Annotated in this window: 14 protein-coding genes, 1 tRNA gene and 1 pseudogene; all 16 read left to right on the plus strand. The window is 32.9% G+C overall.

Annotated elements, in window-relative coordinates; translation table 11 throughout:
- The first annotated feature begins 119 nt into the window (after nucleotides 1–119).
- The 16 genes and pseudogenes from ABD939_RS08840 to ABD939_RS08915 all read left to right on the plus strand — a co-directional run bounded on the left by ABD939_RS08840 (nucleotide 120) and on the right by ABD939_RS08915 (nucleotide 24,913).
- A complete protein-coding gene (locus ABD939_RS08840) occupies nucleotides 120–1,580 on the plus strand; it encodes a type III PLP-dependent enzyme domain-containing protein (protein ID WP_345167182.1) in 1,461 nt (486 codons plus the stop codon).
- A 2-nt stretch (nucleotides 1,581–1,582) separates the two neighbouring features.
- Nucleotides 1,583–2,521: an agmatinase gene (gene speB, locus ABD939_RS08845; RefSeq protein ID WP_345167184.1), complete on the plus strand. Its 939-nt coding sequence runs from the start codon at nucleotides 1,583–1,585 to the stop codon at nucleotides 2,519–2,521.
- Nucleotides 2,511–3,485 (plus strand): deoxyhypusine synthase family protein, encoded by a 975-nt coding sequence (locus tag ABD939_RS08850; protein ID WP_345167367.1) that lies wholly within the window; start codon nucleotides 2,511–2,513, stop codon nucleotides 3,483–3,485. Before speB ends, ABD939_RS08850 begins: the two co-directional genes overlap by 11 nt.
- Before the next feature lie 10 nt (nucleotides 3,486–3,495).
- Nucleotides 3,496–3,780, plus strand: a complete 285-nt coding sequence (locus ABD939_RS08855; protein WP_345167186.1) for a hypothetical protein — start codon at nucleotides 3,496–3,498, stop codon at nucleotides 3,778–3,780.
- 370 nt (nucleotides 3,781–4,150) lie between these two features.
- Nucleotides 4,151–5,530, plus strand: a complete 1,380-nt coding sequence (gene rimK, locus ABD939_RS08860; protein ID WP_345167189.1) for a 30S ribosomal protein S6--L-glutamate ligase — start codon at nucleotides 4,151–4,153, stop codon at nucleotides 5,528–5,530.
- 110 nt (nucleotides 5,531–5,640) lie between these two features.
- Nucleotides 5,641–5,714: transfer RNA gene (locus ABD939_RS08865), tRNA-Ala, on the plus strand.
- Between the two features lie 133 nt (nucleotides 5,715–5,847).
- Nucleotides 5,848–6,009 (plus strand): annotated as a pseudogene (locus ABD939_RS08870) (glycoside hydrolase family 97 C-terminal domain-containing protein); the annotation flags it as partial.
- A gap of 113 nt (nucleotides 6,010–6,122) precedes the next feature.
- The gene (locus ABD939_RS08875) at nucleotides 6,123–8,000 is read left to right on the plus strand and encodes a glycoside hydrolase family 13 protein (protein WP_345167192.1); all 1,878 of its coding nucleotides are present in this window, start codon (nucleotides 6,123–6,125) and stop codon (nucleotides 7,998–8,000) included.
- 232 nt (nucleotides 8,001–8,232) lie between these two features.
- A complete protein-coding gene (locus ABD939_RS08880; RefSeq protein WP_345167193.1) occupies nucleotides 8,233–11,046 on the plus strand; it encodes a helix-turn-helix and ligand-binding sensor domain-containing protein in 2,814 nt (937 codons plus the stop codon).
- A gap of 218 nt (nucleotides 11,047–11,264) precedes the next feature.
- Complete coding sequence (locus tag ABD939_RS08885) at nucleotides 11,265–14,285, plus strand: SusC/RagA family TonB-linked outer membrane protein (RefSeq protein WP_345167195.1); 3,021 nt, start codon at nucleotides 11,265–11,267, stop codon at nucleotides 14,283–14,285.
- A 7-nt stretch (nucleotides 14,286–14,292) separates the two neighbouring features.
- A complete protein-coding gene (locus tag ABD939_RS08890) occupies nucleotides 14,293–15,768 on the plus strand; it encodes a RagB/SusD family nutrient uptake outer membrane protein (protein WP_345167197.1) in 1,476 nt (491 codons plus the stop codon).
- 14 nt (nucleotides 15,769–15,782) lie between these two features.
- Nucleotides 15,783–17,960 carry a hypothetical protein gene (locus tag ABD939_RS08895; protein ID WP_345167199.1) on the plus strand — a complete coding sequence of 726 codons (2,178 nt, stop codon included), beginning with the start codon at nucleotides 15,783–15,785 and terminating at the stop codon, nucleotides 17,958–17,960.
- Nucleotides 17,961–17,972: 12 nt separating this feature from the next.
- On the plus strand, nucleotides 17,973–18,863 hold the full coding sequence (locus tag ABD939_RS08900; RefSeq protein WP_345167202.1) for a glucan endo-1,3-beta-D-glucosidase: 891 nt from the start codon (nucleotides 17,973–17,975) through the stop codon (nucleotides 18,861–18,863).
- A 591-nt stretch (nucleotides 18,864–19,454) separates the two neighbouring features.
- Nucleotides 19,455–22,616, plus strand: coding sequence for a glycoside hydrolase family 2 TIM barrel-domain containing protein (locus tag ABD939_RS08905; RefSeq protein WP_345167205.1), 3,162 nt, complete (start codon nucleotides 19,455–19,457; stop codon nucleotides 22,614–22,616).
- Nucleotides 22,617–22,628: 12 nt separating this feature from the next.
- Nucleotides 22,629–24,047 (plus strand): carbohydrate-binding protein, encoded by a 1,419-nt coding sequence (locus tag ABD939_RS08910; protein WP_345167208.1) that lies wholly within the window; start codon nucleotides 22,629–22,631, stop codon nucleotides 24,045–24,047.
- 47 nt (nucleotides 24,048–24,094) lie between these two features.
- Nucleotides 24,095–24,913 carry a glycoside hydrolase family 16 protein gene (locus ABD939_RS08915; protein WP_345167211.1) on the plus strand — a complete coding sequence of 273 codons (819 nt, stop codon included), beginning with the start codon at nucleotides 24,095–24,097 and terminating at the stop codon, nucleotides 24,911–24,913.
- Nucleotides 24,914–24,935: the final 22 nt, after the last annotated feature.

Genomic DNA, 24,935 nt, shown 5'->3' on the forward strand with positions numbered 1-24,935 from the left:
AGTATAAGTTGTGTTTTGTGTCTAAAATGCAATATCAAATTATAATTTGATTTTAGTTATTAATTTTTTTTAGGAGAGCTTTATGCTTTCGTATTCTAATAACTTTTATTACATTTATAATGAACACAAAATATATTGATTTAATCAATCAAACTTTTGATTTTCCTCAAGAGGAATTTCTTCTCAAAAAAGACCAGTTGCTTTTTCATGATATAGATCTAAATAAACTGGTTGAAACTTATGGAACACCTTTAAAGTTCACTTATTTGCCTAAAATTTCTGATAACATTAATAAATCAAAAGTTTGGTTTAAAAATGCTATAGAAAAGTATAACTACAGTGGTAACTACAACTATTGCTATTGTACAAAAAGCTCACATTTTAAATATGTTTTAAATGAAGCTTTGAAGAACGACATACATGTTGAAACCTCTTCGGCTTTTGATATTGATATTATTGAAACTTTAAAAGAAGAAGGGAAAATAAATGACAATACGTTTGTTATCAGTAATGGATTTAAACGTGCTCAATACATCACAAATATTGCGAGGCTAATTAATAACGGTCATCAAAATTGCATTCCAATTATTGACAACTATGAAGAGATTGATTTACTTTCAAATGAAATACATGATAACTATAATATAGGCATTCGCATAGCTTCAGAAGAAGAGCCCAAATTTGAATTTTATACGTCGAGATTAGGCATAGGTTATAAAAATATTGTGCCTTTTTATAACAAGCAAATTAAAGACCATCCAAAAGTACAGCTTAAAATGCTTCATTTCTTTATCAATACAGGTATTAGGGATAATGCATACTATTGGAACGAGCTTTTAAAATGCCTTAAAGTATACACAAGTTTAAAAAAGATATGTCCTACGCTTGATAGTTTAAATATTGGAGGTGGTTTTCCTATTAAAAACTCATTAGCATTTGATTTTGACTATGAATACATCATAGATGAAATTATCAATCAAATTAAATTGACTTGTGAAGAAGAAGGTGTAGATGTCCCTAATATTTTCACAGAGTTTGGAAGTTTTACCGTTGGCGAGAGTGGTGGAGCAATTTATGAAGTGCTTTATCAAAAGCAACAAAACGATAGGGAAAAATGGAATATGATAAACTCTTCATTTATAACGACACTTCCAGATACTTGGGCGATTAATAAACGCTTTATTATGTTGCCCATAAACCGTTGGAATGATACTTATGAGCGTGTTTTACTTGGAGGATTAACTTGTGATAGTGATGATTATTATAACAGCGAACAACACATGAACGCTATTTATTTGCCAAAATACCATAAAGACAAACCATTATACATAGGGTTTTTCAACATTGGAGCTTATCAAGAATCTATAGGTGGTTATGGAGGGTTGCAACATTGTTTAATCCCTGCGCCTAAACATATTTTAATTGATAAAGATACCCACGGAAATATTTCAACACAATTATTTAGAGAACAACAAAAAAGTGAAGAATTACTTGAAATTTTAGGCTATGATAAAAAGCCTGAAAAACATACAATTCAAAAATTTAATGCAAATGCTGAATTACAATTAGCAGATAAATAAAAATGGAAACTAAAACTTACGCTGGAATACCAGAAGAATTTGCAAAATTAGAACAGGCAAAGATTGTATTAATCCCTGTTCCTTATGATGGAACAAGTACATGGCAAAAGGGAGCAGATAAAGGACCTAAAGCCTTTTTAGAAGCTTCTGAAAACATGGAACTCTACGATATTGAAACCGATTCGGAAGTTTATAGACAAGGCATATACTTAACTGAACCTATAACGATAAATGCCACACCAGAAGCTATGGCAGATGCTGTACATCAGGAAACTAAAAGCTATATAAAAAAGAACAAATTTGTGACTGTTTTTGGCGGAGAACATTCCATATCTATTGGGACAATTAGAGCATTTAATGAAATGTTCCCAAGTTTAACAGTATTGCATATTGATGCGCATGCCGATTTAAGGAAAAGTTATGATGGTAGTACTTGCAATCATGCTTGTGCCGTTTATGAAGCCAGCCAGAATACGAATTTAATTCAAGTAGGTATTCGATCTATGGACATTATGGAGAAATCCATTATGAATCTAGACAAAACCTATTTTGCACATGAAATGGTTATGGATGATTCTTGGATGGATTCAGCGATTGACCAGATGACAGATAATGTATTTATTACATTCGATTTAGATGCTTTTGATCCTTCCATTTTGCCAAGTACTGGTACTCCAGAGCCTGGAGGTTTGTTTTGGTATGAAACTTTAGATTTTTTAAAGCAAGTATTTAGCGAAAAAAATGTTGTCGGTTTTGATATTGTTGAGTTGTGTCCAAATGAAATAGATAAATCTTCAGATTTTCTTGCAGCCAAACTATATTATAAAATGTTGAGTTATAAATTTCAAAACGAGGATTCTGAAGATAATTATGAAGAGACTTACGAAGAGTCGAATAGATTGAGTAACTATTTAAAATTTAATGAAAATGATGACTACTAAAGGCGCAATTACCAACTTTATAGAAGAATACTTTTTACATTTTAATGCTGCTACAGTTGTTGATGCTGCAAAAGCTTATGAAACACAATTAAATCAAGGTTCAAAAATGTTAGTGTCTTTGGCAGGAGCAATGAGTACAGCAGAAATAGGAAAGATTTTTGCTGAAATGATACGTCAAGATAAAGTCCACATTATTTCATGCACAGGAGCAAATTTAGAAGAAGATATCATGAACTTAGTTGCACATTCTCACTATAAGCGAATTCCTGATTATCGTGATTTAACTCCTAAACAAGAATGGGATTTATTAGAACAAGGACTCAATCGCGTTACAGATACTTGCATTCCTGAAGAAGAAGCATTTAGAAGATTACAAATACACATTTATGAAATTTGGAAGCAAGCCGATATAAGAGGAGAAAGATACTTACCACATGAGTATATGTATAAACTATTATTATCTGGAGTACTAGAAGAATACTATGAAATAGATCTAAAAGATTCTTGGATGTATGCAGCTGCAGAAAAGAACTTACCAATTTTATGCCCAGGATGGGAAGATAGTACTATGGGAAATATTTTTGCAAGTTATGTGTTAAAAGGAGAAGTAAATACAAATATTGCGAAGTCTGGAATCGAGTATATGACCTTTCTAGCAGAATGGTATTCCAAAAATTCTAAAAATGGCATTGGTTTTTTTCAAATAGGAGGTGGGATAGCAGGAGATTTCCCAATATGTGTCGTGCCAATGTTATATCAAGATATGCAAAGAACAGATACACCTTTCTGGAGCTATTTCTGCCAAATAAGTGATTCTACAACAAGTTATGGTTCGTATTCTGGTGCTGTTCCTAATGAAAAAATAACTTGGGGGAAATTAGATATTAATACACCAAAATTTATAATTGAGAGTGATGCTACGATTGTTGCTCCATTAATCTTTGCCTATTTACTAGGCATGTAACACTAAACAAATGATTCGTAAAATTGTAGATTACCAAAAACTGAATGAAGATATTTTAAATCTATTAGTAGAAAAATTTCCTGATGGTTATGATGAAGGCGATATTATTTCATTTAGAAATGCAAAAAATGAAATAATTGAAACCGTAGAAGTTAAAACTGATGATGTTACTTATCTCGTTAAAGTAGGCGTAAAGTTAATAAAGGCCATGGAAGATTTTGGAGATGACGAAGATTTAGATGAAGGTACCGACGAATCTGATATAAATGTTGATGGGTTACATGAAGACGATTAAGATTAAACATGCTAAAAAAATAGATAAATCTATATGCTTTAAAGTAAAGATAAGATTAGATTCTTGTTCTTGAAAAGATAGTCACTTAGAGCAAATAAGTTTTTATAGATGGCATTAAAAAAAATTGTCAATAATTTATAATGTACATTTTTAAAGAAAAAAGGTGCGAAAATAAAAATAAAAATTTGACTTGTATTATGTTGAGAATATGAAAAATTAAACGCCGGGAATAGCTATACAAAAAATACTTCATCAAATTAAAATATTAAAGTTTTAGAATTTCATAAAATTAAATAATTATTAGGTATTATTATTTTAATAGTTTCAGAGTTAATAGATTCATGATTCTAAAAATTAAAAAATAAACACATTGAACAATTTGAAAATAATAGGCAGTGAGGAATGGTGCGTGTTTGAAACTTTTGGTATTCCTGCAATAAAGGCAAGGGTAGATTCTGGCGCAAAAACATCATCAATTCAAGCCAATAAAATAAAAATTTTCTTCAAAGATACCGAAGAGTGGGTGCGTTTTCACGTTAATCCAATTCAAGATAATAGAAGTATAAATATAAGTTGTGAAGCAAAAGTACATGCCAAACGCTCTGTAAAAAGCTCAATGGGTATCTCAGAGGAACGTATTGTTATTAAAGCTCCAGTAAGCTTAGGGGACAATGTTTTTGATATAGAATTAACCCTTGCCAATAGGGATTCTATGGAATTTAGAATGCTATTAGGTCGCGAAGCTTTAAACGAGCGGTACTTGGTAAATTCATCTGCCAACTATCTTCTAGCTCAATATTCGAAAGAGGATATGGATAAGAAATATGCAGCTTTTCATAAAGAAAAAACAGGTTTAAAAATTGCCGTATTAGCAAGTAATCCTGAATTGTTTAGTAACAAACGTATTGTTGAATCAGGACGTGCACGAGGACACGAAATGGTTTTTCTAAATGTAGAACAAGCCTATATGAAATTTGATGCAAAAGAGCCTCAAATACGATACCGAGGTGGAAATATTATAGATCAGTTTGATGCCATAATACCAAGAATAAAGCCATCTGTTACATTTTATGCTTGCGCATTATTGAGACAGTTTGACGCCATGGGTACATATTGCTTAAATGCAGCAGATGCGATAACGCAGTCTAGAGATAAACTATTGGCAACGCAATTATTTGCAAAAAACGACTTACATATACCTATTACAGGATTTGCAAATTCACCACTTGATACCAAAGACTTAATAAAAATGGTAAATGGAGCCCCTTTGATTATTAAATTATTAGAAAGCACGCAAGGAAAAGGGGTTGTGCTGGCTGAAACTACTAAGGCAGCAGAAAGCGTTATTAATGCATTTAAAAGTGTTAAAACCAATATATTAGTGCAAGAATACGTAAAGGAAGCTAACGGGCAAGATATCCGTTGTTTTGTGGTAAACGGAAAAGTAGTAGCCTCAATGCAACGACAAGCTGCTAAAGGAGAATTTAGAGCTAACATCCATCAAGGTGGTACGGCATCAAAAATAAAAATTACTCCCGAAGAACGTAAATTGGCTATTAAAGCTGCTAAAATTTTGGATTTACCTGTAGCAGGTGTTGACATTATTAGGTCAAATAAAGGTCCTTTGTTGTTAGAAGTGAATTCTTCTCCTGGGCTTGAAGGTATAGAAAATGCAACGGGACTAGATATTGCTAATATTATGATAGAAGCCATAGAAAAGAAACTTAAATTTAAACATCAATTAGTATAGAAAATAAATCGATAGCTTAGTTTGAGGTAGTAGTTTTTTGCAACGAAATACATACATTTGTATCGAAATGAATGTCATTCAAAACCATGTATAGATAGTACTTACTTTTTGGGGCATTAGCTCATTTGGCTAGAGCGCTACGCTGGCAGCGTAGAGGCGATCGGTTCGAATCCGATATGCTCCACTATTAAAACCCTCATATAAGTTAACTACATGAGGGTTTTACTTTTGGATAGATTTCTAATTTAATTTTCGAGATTTTACAGTCTTTTAAAAATAATTTTCTTTACTAGCTAGGTTCTAAACAACAAAGACAAAAATATATAGCTACTATTTATGCCGATGCTAAGGATGCACATTATAAAACGAACCCGCAGGCCTATACAATTAAAACAAAAAAAGTATCAAGTAAATCTAAAATTACTATTCTATCTGCTTCTGGGGGTGGTTATGCTATTAGCATAAAAGAAATTAAATAAAGCGATTTATTATAATAATGCACTCAAAAAATAAAAATATAATAAATCCGATAGTTTTAATTGGATTACTATTTGTATTTACTATAAATTTAGCTTGCAAAAACCAAAATGACATGAGTCAGGTTGAAACTGATGATAGATTAACAATAGTTGAGCAAAATGATATTCAACGCATTGAGCCACCAAATTGGTGGATAGGCTTTAAAAACTTGTCGTTACAACTTTTGGTTCATCATCCTCAAATTTCTAAACGGACTCCTTATATTTCATATCAAGGTGTTTCAATTGAAAAAGTTCATCATGCAGATAGTCCAAATTATTTATTTATAGATTTAAGCATATCCAAAGGCACAAAAGCTGGAAGATTTAATATTGTTTTCAAAAAAGAAGGTGAAGATGATTTGACTCAAACCTATGAATTAAAATCTAGAATAAAACCAGCCGAAGATTATTTAGGTTTTAATAGTACTGACGCTATTTACCTTATAACTCCGGACAGATTCGCAAACGGAGACCCAGAAAATGACATTGTTGAAAATTTAAAAGAAAAAAAGATTGACAGAAATGATGGGTACGCTAGACATGGTGGCGATATTAAGGGCATCATCAATAATTTAGATTACATTCAAGATATGGGTTTTACTGCGCTTTGGCCCTGTCCTTTGTTAACGAACGATATGCCACAAGGATCGTATCATGGTTATGCGATTACGGATTATTACCAAATAGACCCGCGATTTGGAACCATGGAAGATTATTTAGAGATGTCTTCTAAATTATCTGAAAAAGGAATGAAATTAATTATGGATCAGGTAGCAAACCATTGTGGTGTAGAGCATTGGTGGATGAAAGATTTTCCTTTTAAAGATTGGATTAACCATCAAGAACATTATGAGAATAATAATGAAAACTGGGAAGGAGTTAAAGCCATAACTACAAATCATAGACGGACTACAAATCAAGATATTTATGCCTCAAAAATTGATAAAAAAAACATGAACGAAGGTTGGTTTGTTTCTGCAATGCCAGATTTAAATCAACGAAATCCGTTCATGGCAAATTACACTATTCAAAATAGTATTTGGTGGATAGAAACGGCTAATTTAGGAGGTATTCGTCAAGATACTTATCCCTATCCAGATAAAGATTTTATGAGTCGTTGGGCTGGTGAAATTATGAATGAATATCCAAATTTTAATATTGTGGGTGAAGAGTGGACGAGTAATCCATTATTAATCGCTTATTGGCAGAAAGACAATGCCAATAAAGATGGATACAACTCCAATTTAAAATCGCCTATGGATTTTGCAATGCAAGAAAAGATTGTAAAGGGTATAAATGATGAAGAAACTTGGGCAACTGGCTTTATTGAAATTTACAGGGCATTAGCAAATGATTTTATTTATGTTAGCCCGAGTGATATTATGGTATTTCCTGATAATCATGATATGAGTCGTATTTTTACACAACTTCATGGCAATGTGGTAAACACAAAAATGGCTTTGAGTTATATTTTAACGCTTCCAAGAATTCCACAAATATATTACGGAACAGAAATTTTAATGCATGATTTCGATAAACCTGGAGATCATGGACTAATACGAACAGATTTTCCCGGAGGTTGGGATGGTGATGAGGTCAATGCATTTACTGGAAAAGGTTTAAATGATGAGCAAAAAGACATGCAATCTTATCTAAAAAAGTTACTAAACTATAGAAAAACAAGTAGTGCTATTCATGAAGGGCAAACTATTCATTTTGCTCCAGAAAACGGAATTTACGTATTGTTTAGAACTGATAATAATGAAACAGTAGTTCATATTTTAAACAAAAATGAAAGCCCTGTTGAATTAAATTTAAAACGATTTGAAGAAATAGGTTTAAATGGAAAAACTTTAACCAATATTATTACAGACGCCTCTGTGGTTTGGCAAGATAAATTCTTATTGGAAGATAGAGGAAGTGTTATTTTGACTACTAAAAGTGACTAAAATTAAGCTTTCTGTTAAAAACAAAAGAACTTACAAAAATCACCATTTCTTAAATCTGAAATTAAAATGGCATTATAAAAATGAATTCTCCATTTAATGTTGTGCTAATTGACAAGAATTAAACCTTTTTTAAAAAGTTAAAAATAGTATACACTAACCATACAAAATTAAAATAAAGCTATATTTTACAGTATTTTAGTTAACTTAGTAGCTTAACATTTATTTTTTTAAGGTGAAAACTAAGTTTTGGATTGTATGTTTCGTGTATTACTTGTTTACTTCAACATTAAGTGCGCAAGAGTTTCCACCTATTGATGTTTACCCGCCAGATGTTTATGGTGCAGACAACCAAAATTGGTCAATTTCGCAGTCTAAAGACAAATATATTTATGTAGCAAACAATAAAGGGCTTCTGGAATTTAATGGTGAAGAATGGCAGCTTTATGATTCACCAAGCGGAAAAATGCGCTCGGTTAATGTAATTGATAGCTTAATATACACAGGTTCATACAGGGAATTTGGATATTGGAAAAAAAATAAATTTGGAATTTTAGATTACACATCTCTTTCAAATAATCTTGAGATTGAATTTTTAGAAGATGAAGAGTTTTGGAGCATTATTAAAATAGAAGAATTCATTCTTTTTCAATCGTTAAAGCGTATATATGTCTTCAATAAAACAGATAATTCTTATTCTGTTATAGATTCTAATACGCAAATTCATAAAATTTTTAAAGTAAATGAAAGTATATATTTTCAAAAGTTAAAAGATGGCATTTACAAAATTGAGAATGGTAGGTCTGAATTAGTTTCTAACCATGAAATAATAAGAAAAAACAAGTTAGTTAATATTTTTCCCTACAATGATGAGCTTTTAATTGAAACTGAGGATAATGGGTTTTATAGATTTGATGATGTTGGAATATCTGCGTGGAATGTTCCAGCAAATGAATTATTATCAGACCTCAGTGTTTACAGAAGTTTACAATTAAGAGATGATAGTTTTGTGATTGGAACAAGATCAAATGGTGTTATAAAAGTTAGTTATGATGGCACAATAGATTTTTCCATAGATTTTTCAAAGGGCTTAAGCAATAATTCAATCCATTATATTTTTGAAGACTCTGAGAACAATATATGGCTTGCTCTAGAGAATGGTATAAACTGTTTAAATACCAACTCACCTTTTCAAATTTATAATGATAAAAAAGGGAAATTAGGTACTATTTATGCTTCTGTTTTATTTGATGACTATTTATATTTAGGAACAAATCAAGGCCTATTCTGTAAACAACTAAATCAAGAAGATGAAACAGAATTCAAGTTTATTAAAGGCACAGGTGGCCCTGTTAGATCTTTACATGTGTTTGATGACACTGTGTTTTGTGGGCATGATATTGGCACACTTATTATAGAAAAAGATAAGTTAGCTAATAATATAGAAACATTAGGAACGTGGAGTATTATACCCATAAATAAAGAACAAACACAGTTATTACAAGGCCATTACAATGGACTAAGTGTTATTGAAAAAACAGATAATGAATGGAAAGTAAGAAACAAAATTAAAGGTTTTGATATTTCAAGTAAGTTTTTTGAAATACATGATAACAACCATGTTTTTGTTAGTCATGAATATAAAGGTGTTTTTAAAATAAAATTAAATAACGATTTTACCGAAGCGGTTGAGGTCGTTAAAGATTCTTCTATTGAAAAAGGTTTACACTCAAGTATAGTAAAATATAGAGACAATATATATTACAGTTACAACAAAGGAGTATTTAAATATGATCCATCAAATAATAGGTTTATAAAAGATACACTTTTAAGTAAGCTTTTGAAAAAAGAAGAGTATACTTCAGGAAAACTTATATCTGATGTAAGTAATAATATACTCTGGGGTGTCACAAAAAAAGATTTAAACTATTTAACTCCTGGAAAACTTAGTAATGTTCCAAAAATAAATAAAGTTCCTTTTTCTAAAGCATTACCAAGAGGTTTAACAGGTTATGAAAATATATCACATTTAAGAAATCAAGAATATTTAATTGGAACCTCCACGGGCTATATAGTCGTAGATTTAGACAAGGTTCAAGATAAATTATATAACATTGAAATAAACACAATTACTAATGGTAATTTAGATCATGATATTTTAAATTCAATAGATAAAACAGTTTCAGGTGAATTTAAAAATAAACAAAGCACTCTTCAATTTAATTATAGTGTTGCAGAGTTTGATAAATACTTAGATACTGAATATCAATATCAATTAGAAGGGATTTCATCTCAATGGACTAATTGGTCTTCAAGACCTTATGCTTTGTTTGAAAATTTGCCTCATGGAAACTATACTTTTAATGTTAGAGCAAGGGTAGGAAATATAATGTCTAAAAATACAGCTTCTTACAGTTTTTCTGTAGCTCGTCCTTGGTATTTTTCGAATACGATGATTATTTCTTATATTCTTATTGTGTTATTGTTTTCTCTGTTTATGCATAATATTTATAAGAGATATTACAAAAAGCAAAGAGAAAAATTAATGGAAAAAACTTTAAGGGAATTAGAACTTAAAGAGTTGGAAAATAAGCAACAACTTATGCGCTTTAATAATGAAAAATTAAGACAAGATATAGAAAACAAGAATAGAGAATTAGGTATTTCTACAATGAGCTTAATAAAAAAGAACGAGTTTTTAAATAGTATTAAAAAAGAATTGCAAAATAGTCCAGATAGTAAAAACCTGAAGAGTGTAATAAAAATAATTGATAGAAATCTTAACAATACTGATGACTGGCATCTTTTTGAAGAAGCCTTTAATAATGCAGATAAAGATTTTCTTAAAAAGATTAAAAGTGAGCACCCATCACTCACATCAAACGACCTTCGCTTATGTGCATATCTTAGATTGAATTTATCCTCTAAAGAAATAGCTCCACTACTTAACATATCTCCACGAAGTGTAGAGGTAAAACGCTACAGATTGCGAAAAAAGATGAATTTAAAGCATGAATCAAGCCTCTCAGATTATATTTTAGAGATGTAATTGCTATACAGCTGTATTTTTCACCTATACAAGACCACAACATTCTTACTTTTTCTGCCACCCTACAATTACGTAATCTTCATAAATACAGGGCTTTTTTGTGTTTTTGAGAAAAATAGTATGTTTTTTTTATCATGTATGTTTTTTGTTGAGGCTATAAATTATAATTCCTTAAAAGGTGTCATTATTTTTATAGAAACTAAAAAACTAAATATAACATGAAACAAACGTTCTTAAAAATTCTGACACTATTGTTTGTCGCTTACTCAAGCGCACAAAGTTTAGATGTTAGTGGAACCGTAAGTGACAACACAGGTTTTCCTATACCAGGAGTAAATGTGCTTGTTAAAGACACAAGTAAAGGAGCTGTTACAGATTTTGATGGTAATTTCACAATTACAAATATCGAAATTGGCTCTACACTTACTTTCAGCTACATTGGTTATGTAACAAAGGAATTTGTAGTAACCGATAATTCTAAATTAACCATCCAATTAGAGGAAGATCTTGCGCAATTAGACGAGGTTGTGGTAATTGGATATGGAACTCAAACAAAGAAGGAAATAACAGGAGCAGTTTCTGTTGTAGGTGCTGAAACAATTGAGGCTTTAAAGCCCACACGTATCGAGCAAGCTTTACAAGGTCAAGTTGCTGGGGTTAATATAACAAGCCAGTCTGGATCACCTGGTGGAGGTGCTACTATAAGTATAAGAGGTGTGTCTACAAATGGAGATAGCAGACCGCTTATTCTGGTAGATGGAAATGTTATTGAGGATTTAAGTGTATTAAACCCCAATGACATAGAGAGTATGAATATTCTAAAAGATGCCACTGCTGGTATTTATGGTGTGCGTGCTGCAAATGGTGTTATTTTAATCAAAACAAAGTCAGGGCGTAAAGAAATGCCCCTTACTTTAGAATATAATGCTTTTGGAGGTTTTCAAGAAACTACTAGAAGAATTCCTGTTTTGAATGCTGCTCAATATGGTTTAATTGTAAATGAGGCTTTTGCTGCTGCCGGAGATACTCCTCCATTTGGAGATTTATCTACTTTAGGAGTTGGCACCGATTGGCAAGATAAAGTTTTTGAAACAGCACCAATACAAAGCCATAGCATAATGATTAAGGGGGGAGGCGAAAAGTCTACCTATGCCTATAGCGGTTCTTTTTTAACACAAGATGGTATTGTTGGTGGAGATGATTCAAACTTTAATCGTTTTACCAATAACATAAATTACACTTTAGATTTTCTTGAGAACTTTAAGCTTACGTCTGGACTCACATTAATGCGAACTAACAGAAGAAACCTTCCAGAAAACTCTAACGCTTCAATTCTTTTTAATGCGCTTAACAATGCACCAACTTTAGATGTAAGAGACGAAAATGGAGATTTCACCAAATCAATAGGCTTAGGAGCTGAGGTTGTTAATCCATTAGCTCAAATGGCTGATGCTTCAGATAGAACGAGGGTTTTTAGACTTAGTGGTAATGCTGGATTATCTTATAATTTTCTTGATCATTTCACGGTACAATCTAATATTCAATTTAATTATTCAGAAGTTGATGTTAAAAGGTATAACCCCATAGTAGATTTTGGACCCGGGAAAGTTTTTAATGTTTTGGATGAAGCAAACCTATTTGAAGGACTAGACTATTTCAGAGATTACACTTTTGATGCATTTCTTAAATATGAGAATGAATTTAATGATGTTCACAAACTAAACGTACTTCTTGGTACATCTGTATTTAAAACCGCAGGAGAATTTACAGGGGTAAATGGTTTTGGTTTACCTAATAGTATAGAACTAGCTACATTAGAAAATGCCGAACGTCTTGTAAACATAAATCAAAACAGAGGAGGCATAAATGCAACTTTCGATTCTCGTTTACTTTCATATTTTGCCAGAGTGCAGTACGATTATAAAGGCAAATATTTACTATCAGCAGTAGTGCGTAGGGATGGATCTACAAAATTTGGTCCAGAAAACCAGTTCGGGTTTTTCCCATCAGGATCTGTTGGTTGGGTAGCATCAGATGAAGACTTTCTTAAAGAAAGTAATTTTTTCGATTTATTAAAATTTAGAGCATCATACGGAGTTTTAGGAAATGATAGGATTGGCGATTTTAGATTTGTTTCATTATTAAATGGAGAAGGAACCTATATCTTCAATGATCAGGAATTTATTGGTACTGCTACAGGAGGTATTGCAAACCCAGAAATTAGATGGGAAAAGCAAAAAACACTAGATATTGGTGTAGATATGAGATTTTTAAACAATACAGTTGATATTACTGCAGATTATTTTAAAAAAACAACCGAAGATTTATTAGTAATTCCTGAAGTTTCAGGTTTATTAGGAGTTGGTGGTGCTCCTGTTGTGAATGGAGGTGTTGTAGAAAATGAAGGTGTGGAATTTGCAATTGGCTACACAGATAATTTTAGTGATGATTTTAAATTTAGCGTAAGATACAACGTAACATACATTAGGAACGAAGTAATTTCTGTAAATACAGATACTGGTATTCTTGAGGGAGGTTCATTTGGAATTGGCCAACCACAACCATCTAGAATGGAAGCTGGTTTCCCCATAGGATATTTTAGCGGCCTTCAAACCGATGGTATTTATCAAAACCAAGCAGAAATAAATGGATCTGTGTTTGGTAATGTAATACCGCAACCAGGAGATATAAGATATATAGATCAAAATGGAGATGGTGTTATAGATACAGATGACAATGTAGAATTAGGAAGCCCAATTCCAGATGCTACTATGGGCCTAAATATTTCATTTGATTATAAGAATTTTGACTTTGCTGCTTATGCGTTTGCATCTGTAGGAAACGAAATTGTTAGAAATTATGAAAACACTAACCCTTTAACAAATAGCACTATTTATACTTTAAATAGATGGACTGGTGAGGGGTCAACTAATGTTTATCCTAGAGTTACAGGAGGAACGTCTCCAAATAACTTATTCTCAGATTATTTTGTAGAAGATGGGTCTTTTGTAAGATTACAAAATGTACAATTAGGATATTCGTTTTCTGATAAAGCACTAGAGAACTCAAAAATCAGCAAATTGCGTTTATACGTTGCAGGAACTAATTTGTTTACGTTAACAGAATATAAAGGTTTTGACCCTACAGCTTCAACTGGAGCTCCAATTGGAGGAGGGATAGATCAAGGATTTTATCCTACGGCCAAACAATTTTTGTTAGGTATTAACTTAAAATTTTAATTGTATTATGAAAGATATAAAAATAAAAAACATCCTCTCATTAGTTGCTTTTTTAGCTATGTTTTCTTGTGCAGATGATTTTATTATCGTTGCACCAGACGATGAAAATTCTGAGGATTTTTTCAACACAGAAGAAGATTACCAAAAAGCTTTAGTATCAGCTTATGATATGCTACAAGCTACAGCTAGAAACTATCAATTAGGAGAAATAGCTTCAGATAACACGCTGTGTGGCGGACAAAATGCACTGGATACTCCTGGTTATCAGGAAATTGATGACATGATTCATACACCCGTAAATGCCCAATTAAGAGAAATATGGACGTGGATGTACACAGGAGTCAATAGAACCAACTACATCATGGAATTTCAAGATAAATTGGATTTTCCAAGTAAAACAAGTGTTTTAGCTCAAACAAGATTTTTAAGAGCTTATTACTATTTCCAATTAGTTAAGTGGTTTGGAGATGTGCCTTTGGCAGTTGATGCGCGTATTCAATTTGGAGATCAGTTTAATATAGAAAGAACACCCAAAGCAGAAGTTTATACACAAATAGAACAAGACCTAATGTTTGCGGCTTCCAACCTACCCTACACACAACCTCAAACAGGAAGAATTACCAAAGGGGCAGCCGAAGCTTTATTAGGTAAAGTATATTTATATCAAGATAAATTTACCGAATCTGCTACAGTATTAGAAAGCTTAATTAACAATGGTCCTCATAGATTATTAAGCTCAACAGAGGCACCACTTATGTGGGAAAATGAAAATGAGAATAATATTGAATCAGTTTTTGAAATTCAGTACTCAGATATTGATGGTGGTTCTTATGACTGTTTTTATTGCCTAGAAGGAAACTTTGCAATTGGATTTAATGGAGTAAGAGGATATGTTGGGCCAGTTTTCGATTTTGGCTTTAGTTTTAACGTACCGGTGCAAGAAGTAGTAGATGCTTTCGAACCAGGAGATATTCGTTTAGAGTATTCAATTTTAGATATTGAACAATGGATTGCAGATAACCCAACGGCAACTTATGATGAAACAGCAGGCTTCGAGCAAACAGGGTATTTTAATAGAAAATACATTGCACGTCAAGGTGACTTAAATTTACCAGATGCGGCGCTTACTAATCCAAATAACACAAGAGCAATAAGGTATGCAGATGTGTTATTAATGGCAGCTGAAGCTTTAAACCGTGGAGGAATTAGTGATACTAGAGCACAAGATTATTTAAATGAAGTTAGAAATAGAGCGATGCTTGACGATGTAACTACTACTGGTCCTAACTTAACAAATGATATTTATAAAGAGCGTCGTGTAGAATTAGTAGGTGAAGGGCATCGTTTCTTTGATTTAGTAAGAACTGGAAGAGCTGCTACCGAGATAGATGGTTTTCAAACAGGTAAACATGAACTTTTTCCAATTCCTATCCAAGAAATACAATTGGCTGGTAACGTTTGGGAACAAAATCCAGGATACTAATAAAAAAATAAGATATGAAAACAATAAAATATATATTTAGTTTCATCGTCATAGCACTTTTTATGAGCTGTGAGGATGACAATAACGATTTAAGCTTTCTTGATAGTATAGTTGCACCTAGCGATGTTTTAGCTAATTTTCAAATAGCTCAAGATAACTCAGGGTTAGTAACTATAACGCCAAATGCTACAGGAGCAGCATCCTATAACATTAAATTAGGTGTTGATGAATTAGAACCAGTAAGTGTTAAGCAAGGAGAAAGTGTTGAAAACACTTATGACGAAGGTGTTTACACTATTGAATTAGAGGCTGTAGGACTAAGTGGATTAAAAACAGTGGCTACACAAGATTTAGTAGTTTCTTTTAGAGCACCAGAGAATTTAGAGGTTACAGCTGAAATAGATGGATCTAACCCGTTTATACTTAACGTGTCAGCAGTAGCAGATTTTGCTGCGTCATTTAATGTATTTTTTGATACATCTAATGTAGATGAAGAACCTACTATGTTGGCTTTAGGAGAAACAGTAAGTTTTGAATATCCTGGAGTTGGTGATTATACAATACGTGTAGTTGCATTAAGTGGGGGATTAGAAACGACTGAAATCACCCAAGTTGTTACCATTGAAAAACCAACAGAGTTGCCAATAGATTTTGAAATATTTGACGCTAGTGTTTTTAATGGTTTTGGAGGAGCTTCAAATGCTATCATAGACAATCCAGACACAAATGGAAATGAGTCTGCTAAAGTTGCTCAAATTATAAAAGACGCACCAGAAGGTTGGGCAGGTAATGTTATAGAATTATCAGCGCCATTGGATTTCTCTACTAAGAAATTAATAACAATGGATGTTTGGTCACCAAGACCAGACGGAAAATTACTTTTAAAGTTAGAAAATCAAACTGATGATACGGTTTTTATTGAAAAAGAAATTACTTTAAACGGGACAAGTTCTTGGGAAGAAGCTGCTTTTGATTTAAGTGATATATCTACAGATGTTGAATATCAAAAAATTGTTTTATTCTTTGATTTTGGAACAGTTGGCGACGGAAGCTCAGACTGGACTTTTTATGTTGATAATATAAAACAATCAACAGTTCCGGTTGAAGCTGGCGAGCCTCTTTTGTTTGACGATTTTGATGGGAATAGCAACATAACTACTTGGACCGGAGACGCAGCAGGTTTAGATACAGCTTTACCTAATCCATATGTAAATGCCGATAATTTCTCTGCAACGGTTTTAGAGTATACTGATACAGGAGGAACTTTTGCTAATATTCAGTTTGTGGCAGATTCTAATTTCGATTTATCAGCAGGAAATAGTGTATTTACTTTAAAAGTGTATGTACCTTCTTCTAGTGTTACAGGTTCAGAGACAAATCAAATATCATTAAAACTTCAGAACAGCAGTTTAGGTGGTAATGCATGGCAAACTCAAACTGAAATAGTTAAGACTATTGTTTTAGACCAATGGCAAGAAGTTAGTTTTGACTTTGTAAATGATAATTGGCAAAATTTAAACTTCAATGGTGTTGATCCAGATCCTGTTGATAGAACAGATTTAGACAAAGTTGTTTTGCAATTAAATGGTGAAAACAATAGTAGTGAAGTTACAGGTTATATTGATGATTTCTATTATGGAACTGCTCCAGCAGCTGAATTCCCTCCTTTTGCTAGAGATGGTTTTGAAGGAAGAGGAACAATAACAACTTGGTTGGGAGATGATTGCGGAATGGATAACGCTTTTGCTAATCCATTTATAGATGCAAATAATAATTCAGCAACAGTTTTACAATATGATGACACTGGAGGAACCTTCGCCAATGTTCAATTTACAATTACTCCTAACTTAGATATATCTTTAAAAAGTAAGTTTACATTAAAGGTTTATGTGCCATCATCAAGTGTAACAGGATCACAAAACAATCAAATTTCATTGAAATTACAGAACAGTAGTTTAGGTGGAAATGCATGGCAAACTCAAACAGAAATAGTAAAGACTATTGTTTTAGACCAATGGCAGGAGCTAACATTTGACTTTATAAATGATAACTGGCAGAATTTAAACTTCAATGGAGTTGATCCAGATCCTGTAGATAGAACAGATTTAGACAAAGTTGTTTTACAGTTAAATGGTGAAAACAATAATGATCTTGTTACTGCTTACATTGATGATTTTAACTACCATAATTAAAATTCTTAAAAAATGAAAAACATAAAATATAAAATAGCAATCTTTTTCTCTGCATTATTAGTCTTTAGTAGCTGTCAGGAAGATGATGTAGATGCAGGTAGCATAGTTGCACCCTCCAATATAGAAATATCTGTAACCTATGTAGATAATGGAACAGAAAGTCCAGCACCTGGTTTAGGCAGTGGAGAGGTAATTTTATCAGCAACAGCAGACAATGCCTTATCTTACCATTTTGTAATTCAAGGGCAAACAAAGCTTCAACAATCCGGTAGTGTATCAAATATTTTTACGACACTAGGTACAGTTACTTACCCAGTAACTGTTATTGCTTTTGGTGCAGGAGGTGCTTCTACAAGTAAAACTATTGATTTAGAAGTTCAGGCTTTATATGAGCCACCAGCAGATTTAATTGAAATGCTTACTTCCAATAGCTCTAGAACATTCAGAATTGATACAGATAAGCCTAACTACTTTGGTTTAGGTCCTGTAGGAACTACAAGGTTAGGTGAGTTTTTTCCAAATGGAGGAGACCCTAACAAAGATGGTGTAGGAATGAATGATGATAGATATATCTTTAATATTGATGGAACCTACACGCACATAACTAATGGAGATGTTTTTGGTAGAGAAGGTTTAATTAATGAAATTGGTGGTCCTGGAGATGGTACACCAGACGGAGCTGATATATTAAACTACTCTTATGCAGATTATTCAGGTTTTTGGACATTAACTGCACCAGGAGGAGTTGAAACATTAACATTGAGTGATTCGGCTTTTATTGGTTACTATATAGGAGGAGACCATTCCTATAGAATATTTGAAAGATCCGCTAATGGATTCTCTATATTATCTACGGATGGAAACAATGAATTCGACTGGAATTTCATTCTAGTTGCAGATTAGTTTTTATAATAAGTTTAGTTTGTTTAAGTTTAATTATAGTAGATTATTAAGATTTCAAGGATTAACAGTTTTAGTTAATCCTTGATTTTTTTTGTATAGTATCATTGTTGCTTATTTCATAACTCATTATTTTTTTCTTCAAACAACCTTTTTGTAAATCAATAAATGCAGGTAGTTTATAAATATGGAATAAAGATTTTTTTCTACTTACCTATATAATTTTTTTTAAGTATGGTGATTAATAGCTTTTTCACACTCTTACTTTATATACAACAAAATGCTTTTTTACCTATACAATACCAATACAACAACCGTTGTTAGCAAAATTATATTAACCATTAAGCACCTAATTTTAGCATTTTAACGGATTTTATTGCTGTTTTGTCATTAAACAGATTGTTTTTTTGATGTGTATGTTTTTTGTTGAGGTATTTTTTATCGACTTCGCAATTAATTAAGTTAATTTTAACATTATCGAATTTACTTGAATAGATTCAAACGTTAAATAATGAATGCCATGACAATTTGTTTTTAAGTATCAAAACCTAAAAACAAATTATCTAAATACTAACTCAATAACTAAATAGAACTATGAAAAACAATTTTCTAAGATTATTACTTTTCTTATTCACGATTAGTGCTTTTTCACAAGCTGATAAAGTATCTATTGTGAGCAACGATGAAGGCAAAAAGCTAGTTGTTAATGGAAAAGATTTCATGATTAATGGTATTAATTGGGATTACGTCCCTATTGGTACTGATGTAACAAACGCTAATTTTTACGAACAGTCTGACGACATAATTAAAGCAGGATTAGATAATGAAATGGGGCTTTTGCAGAATATGAATGTAAATGTTGTAAGACAATATGTTGGAGTGCCAGCTAAATGGGTAACGTATATCTACGAAAAGTATGGTATTTATACACTTTTAAATCACCAATTTGGGCGTTATGGTTTAACTATAGATGGCGTATGGACTCCAGTTACTGATTATTCAGACAAAAAAACACAAGATTTATTAGTGTCTGAAATGATTCAATTGGTTGAAGACTATAAAGATGTTCCAGGTATATTAATGTACATGATGGGTAACGAAAACAATTATGGGTTATTCTGGCAAGGAGCAGAAACTGAAGATTTTCCTGAAGGCGAAGAACAAAAAAGAGCTGTTGGGGAAAACAGAGGTAGGCCAATGTATAAACTCATGAATGACGTTGCAAAAAAGATAAAAGCAATGGACTCAAATCACCCGGTTGCAATTTGTAATGGTGATGTATTGTTTATTGACATTATTGCAGAAGAATGTAAAGATGTCGATGTTTATGGAGCCAATACCTACAGAGGAGAATCTTTTGGAGATTTTTTCCAAGTTGTTAACGACCAACTAGACATGGCGCTCATGTTTACAGAGTTTGGCGCCGATGCATTCAATGCTCTTTCTGGTGAAGAAGACCAATATTGGCAAGCCTATTACAATTTACTTAACTGGAAAGAAATTTATGAAAATGCTGCTGGTTTAGGAAAAGTTGGAAACTCTATTGGAGGTTTTACTTTTCAGTTTAGTGATGGCTGGTGGAAATTAGGTTTTGATGATCGTGAAAATGCAGATACTCATGAAACAGGAGCTTCATGGAGTAATGGAGGATATTACCACGACACCAAAAATGGCTCAAATAATATGAACGAAGAGTGGTTTGGTATTTGTGCAAAGGGGCCAACCAATGAAAGAGGGTTATATGACTTATATCCTCGTGCTTCTTATTACGCATTAAAAGATGCTCACGCTTTGGATATATTCAATGAGGAAATGACGCTTGAATTTATTAACAACTATTTCAATAGTATTAATATTAGAGATGCTGTCTTAAGAGCTAGAGGAGATAAAGCGGCATTTGAAAGTGTAAGTGGAGGTGGAAATACAATTAGCATTAGTAATTTGAGAGCCGAATTCACAACATTTAATACAGGGGGAGAATTAATCACAACGCCAAGTACAGCAGATCCAAATAATGCAACATTTCCAAATGAATTGGGCTTCGATCACATGCAATCTTATTACATAGGTGTTCAAGGACAACCTACATCACAAATGAAGGCAAATGTAAACTTCAATATAATAGGTAATGTCGCTTCAAATCCTATAAATGAAATTTTTTACGAAAATCGTGGGCGCCCTGTTTCTGTTAGAGGTGAAGACGGCGATGTTATTACTATACCAGATGTAAACCGTGTTCAGGTTTATAATGCAGAATATGAATGGAATACTGAATATGCCGATGTTAGAGGTTTTTATAGAACAGGACATTATCATTGGGGTTACGAAGGTGATTTCTTCGGTCTATACCCAGAAGCAAATTATGGTCCAAATCTAGATATCTATCAAGGAGAAATACTAGGTATGGAAGTTGAAGGGCATAAAACCTTCAAAGGATTAACAGCAGCATTTGGTCCACAACTTTGGTGGGGAGCAAACCCAGCAATTTTATTAAAATATAGTACCCATATAGGAAAATGGGGTGTTACTGGAGTTTTTCATGAAGACGTAGATAATGCAGGTGCTGCAGTAACGTCAATTGCAATACCAGTTCCAAAAACAAGAAGAGCTACAATAAGTTTAGAAAAAGAGCTTGGAAGTTTTGAAGTTCAGCTAGGTGGTATGTGGGGAGGACAACCTCTAAATGGAAGAGAGTTTCAATATGTAGAAGGTGGCCCAGGAAATTATACTGTTTTTGATGATGTAATAGGTACAGAAGATAATTGGGCAGCTAAAGCAAAAATTACATATCAAAAAGGTAAATTTAATTGGTATGCCTTAGGAGCTACAGCAGGTTTAGTTGCTAATGGAGGATTTGATCAGACTTTAACATTTACCGGTTGGAAATTAAAAGACAATGGTAGTGGTAACCAGAATAGTTTTTTAACTGGATTTACCTATACTATAGGAGATTTTCAAATTGCACCAAACTTTTTATGGCAAGAACCATTGGTTGACGCAATTCCTAATGATGCACCTGCACCAGCTAGATTAAGAAATATACAAGACGATCCGTTTGCTGTAAGAGCAAATAGAAAAACAACTGCAGGTGAAATATTACTTACTTATGATCCAACTCCTGGATCTTGGTTTTATGCTTGGGATAACGACCGTAGTGAAAAGTCAAAATTTGCTTTTAATCTTGGTTTTGTTTATCGCCGATTACCAACAACTATGGATGCCTCAATAGGTTTTTTCGAAAACTCTCGTGTTGGTGCACCATTTGCTAATTCGGCACCAGCTGAAGATTTATGGGAAGCACATTCTCGTGTTGTTTCAAAAATAAGTCCAGATTTAGCATTAATTGGTAATTTTTATGTTGGTAATGGTCAAGCTAATGGAAGTGACGATAGAGTTATAAATAGATTAGGAGGAGATGTTCGTATGATTATAAATAAATGGAAAATTGAACATTCATTCAAGTTTAATGACTGGGGTCCTTACGATTATCATCGAGATTTCAACTTAACTTATCCGGCGCAATTCATGTTAGATATTTCAACAAGTTTAGGTAAACCAGATTGGTTTATTCTACCAGATACTAAAATTGGAATACGAGGTACTTGGCGCTCACTTAATGAATTTTCTCCGCGTTACTCGCCTAACGCAACGATTCCAAATACATTTCCACCTGGGCCTAGGTTAAGTCCAGTAGGATTCGATGATGGTCAAGAATGGGAAATTAGAACGTACGTACACATCAATATTGGGAAATAAAAAGTTAGAAAAATGAAAAATATTAAAAATATTCAAAAAAATATATCACTCTATTTGATCTTAATACTTTTGCTTTCAATTAGTTGTGAAAGAGATTTGTCAAATGAAGCAGAACTTGCCACTTTTGGAAAGCAAGGAGAAATATTTACAGATTCACCGATTGGTTTAGGTACTGATTTTTACTTTCCTTTTTTAGGATCTAAAGCCACAGCTTGGACAGTGGATGAAGACGAAGGTTATGAAAGTGCAGCATCTATGCGTTTTGATGTGCCTAATGCTAATGACCCAGATGGTAATTTTGCTGGAGCCATTTTTAGAGTAGACGGAGCTGGTAGAAATCTTACAGAATTTGATGCGCTTACGTTTTGGGCTAGGGCTTCTCAAGGAGTTACTATTGGCGAAATAGGATTTGGACAAGATTTTTTCGAGAATAAGTACCAAGTAACTAGAACTAACATAACTCTTGGAACGACTTGGACTAAATATATAATTCCTATTCCTGACCCTTCTAAATTAACAGAAGAACGTGGACTTTTATGGTATTCGGCAGGTTCGCAAGATACAGGAGGTTTTGCTTACACGTTTTGGTTAGACGAAGTAAAATTCGAAAAATTAGGAACAATAGCACAATCTAGACCGGCTATTTTAAACGGTGAAGATATCGAGCAAAGCGGTTTTCTAGGTATTCCTATTCAATTAACGGGTCTTACTCAAACATTTAGCGCCCCTTTTGGTGGGAATGTTACAGTTTTAACAACACCATCTTATTATGATTTTCAATCCTCTGATACTAGTGTAGCTACTGTAAATGAATTAGGAGTTGTGTCTGTTTCAAATGTAGGGAGAACTACTATTTCTGCTGGCATAAGTAATGTTGAAGCTTCAGGATCACTTACTATTGATGTTGCTGGAGGGTTCGATTTTGCACCAACACCTCCTGCTCGAGATATAAGTAACGTAATCTCTGTTTTTAGCGATGCGTATAATGATGTTCCTGTAGATTACTATAATGGATTCTTTGCACCATTTCAAACTACCCAAGGAGGGTCACCACCTTTAGATGTGGCTGGAGATGGTATTATTAACTATACAGATTTAAACTTTGTAGCTATTGGAACTTTTTTAGATGTTCCTCCTGTTAATGTTACAAATATGACACATCTTCACATAGATATAAAACCAAATGAAGCCATAGATTCTGGAGATTTTATTAATATTCAATTACTTAATGCTGTAGGTACAGCTAGTGAAGCTTCAGGAACTATTTCTTTCGATTCAAGTAATTTCGTTCAGGATGAATGGACAAGTTTAGATATCCCAATTGCAGATTTTGCACTTGGAGATGTGTCTCAAATGGGATTAATTTTCTTCATTACAGATGCAACCATTTCAGATATTTTCGTTGACAATGTATACTATTACAGGCAATAAAATTTTAAAAGAAAATGATGAAGAACAATTTAAAAAATAAGACTAAAATGAGAGTAACAAAATATTTATTGTTTCCTACTTTATTGGTAATTACTATGCTAATGATTAATAGTTGCGAAACCGACGAAACACAAACCGTTACAACGCTTACAAATCTTGTAATGGCTGATGAATTTGATACAGAAGGAGCACCAGATTCTTCTTTATGGACTTATGATATTGGTAGAGGCCCCAATGGAGATGGTTGGGGAAACCAAGAATTACAATTTTATACTGATAATTCAGAAAATGTAAGAATTGAAAATGGGTTTTTATTAATTACAGCTAAAGAAGAAACCATAGATGGTGCTTTGTATACATCTGCAAGATTAAAAACACAAGGTATATTCGAACAACAGTATGGTCGTTTTGAAGCGCGAATAAGGATGCCATACGGTAAAGGTTTGTGGCCTGCATTTTGGCTTTTAGGCAACGACTGTGATGTAAATGAATGGCCATTATGTGGTGAAATTGATATTATGGAATATTTAGGTGATCGGCCAACAACTATTTTTGGTAGTGTTCATGGACCAGGTTATTCTGCTGGTCAATCAGAAGGTAAGCCATATAGTTTAACAAATGGTAGGTTCGATACTGGGTTTCATGTTTTTGGTATAGAATGGGGTCCAAACTACATTAATTACTACGTAGATGGAGACTTATACAATCAAATTACCCCTGATGATGTTGAAGGAGAATGGGTTTTTGATCATCCTTTTTATATTATTATAAATATGGCTGTAGGTGGTCTTCTTCCAGGATCTCCAGATGAAGACACCGAGTTTCCACAAACTATGGTTGTAGACTATGTGCGTGTATATCAATAAAAGCAAAAATTAACTAAGAAGA

Source organism: Algibacter aquimarinus, from assembly GCF_039543265.1.
GTDB classification, from domain to species: domain Bacteria; phylum Bacteroidota; class Bacteroidia; order Flavobacteriales; family Flavobacteriaceae; genus Algibacter_B; species Algibacter_B aquimarinus.

Coding starts and splice junctions, on each gene's coding strand:
- ABD939_RS08840 (WP_345167182.1), top strand. CDS start 120: ATGAACACAAAATATATTGATTTAATCAATCAAACTTTTGATTTTCCT.
- speB (WP_345167184.1), top strand. CDS start 1,583: ATGGAAACTAAAACTTACGCTGGAATACCAGAAGAATTTGCAAAATTA.
- ABD939_RS08850 (WP_345167367.1), top strand. CDS start 2,511: ATGACTACTAAAGGCGCAATTACCAACTTTATAGAAGAATACTTTTTA.
- ABD939_RS08855 (WP_345167186.1), top strand. CDS start 3,496: ATGATTCGTAAAATTGTAGATTACCAAAAACTGAATGAAGATATTTTA.
- ABD939_RS08875 (WP_345167192.1), top strand. CDS start 6,123: ATGAGTCAGGTTGAAACTGATGATAGATTAACAATAGTTGAGCAAAAT.
- ABD939_RS08885 (WP_345167195.1), top strand. CDS start 11,265: ATGAAACAAACGTTCTTAAAAATTCTGACACTATTGTTTGTCGCTTAC.
- ABD939_RS08890 (WP_345167197.1), top strand. CDS start 14,293: ATGAAAGATATAAAAATAAAAAACATCCTCTCATTAGTTGCTTTTTTA.
- ABD939_RS08895 (WP_345167199.1), top strand. CDS start 15,783: ATGAAAACAATAAAATATATATTTAGTTTCATCGTCATAGCACTTTTT.
- ABD939_RS08900 (WP_345167202.1), top strand. CDS start 17,973: ATGAAAAACATAAAATATAAAATAGCAATCTTTTTCTCTGCATTATTA.
- ABD939_RS08905 (WP_345167205.1), top strand. CDS start 19,455: ATGAAAAACAATTTTCTAAGATTATTACTTTTCTTATTCACGATTAGT.
- ABD939_RS08910 (WP_345167208.1), top strand. CDS start 22,629: ATGAAAAATATTAAAAATATTCAAAAAAATATATCACTCTATTTGATC.
- ABD939_RS08915 (WP_345167211.1), top strand. CDS start 24,095: ATGAGAGTAACAAAATATTTATTGTTTCCTACTTTATTGGTAATTACT.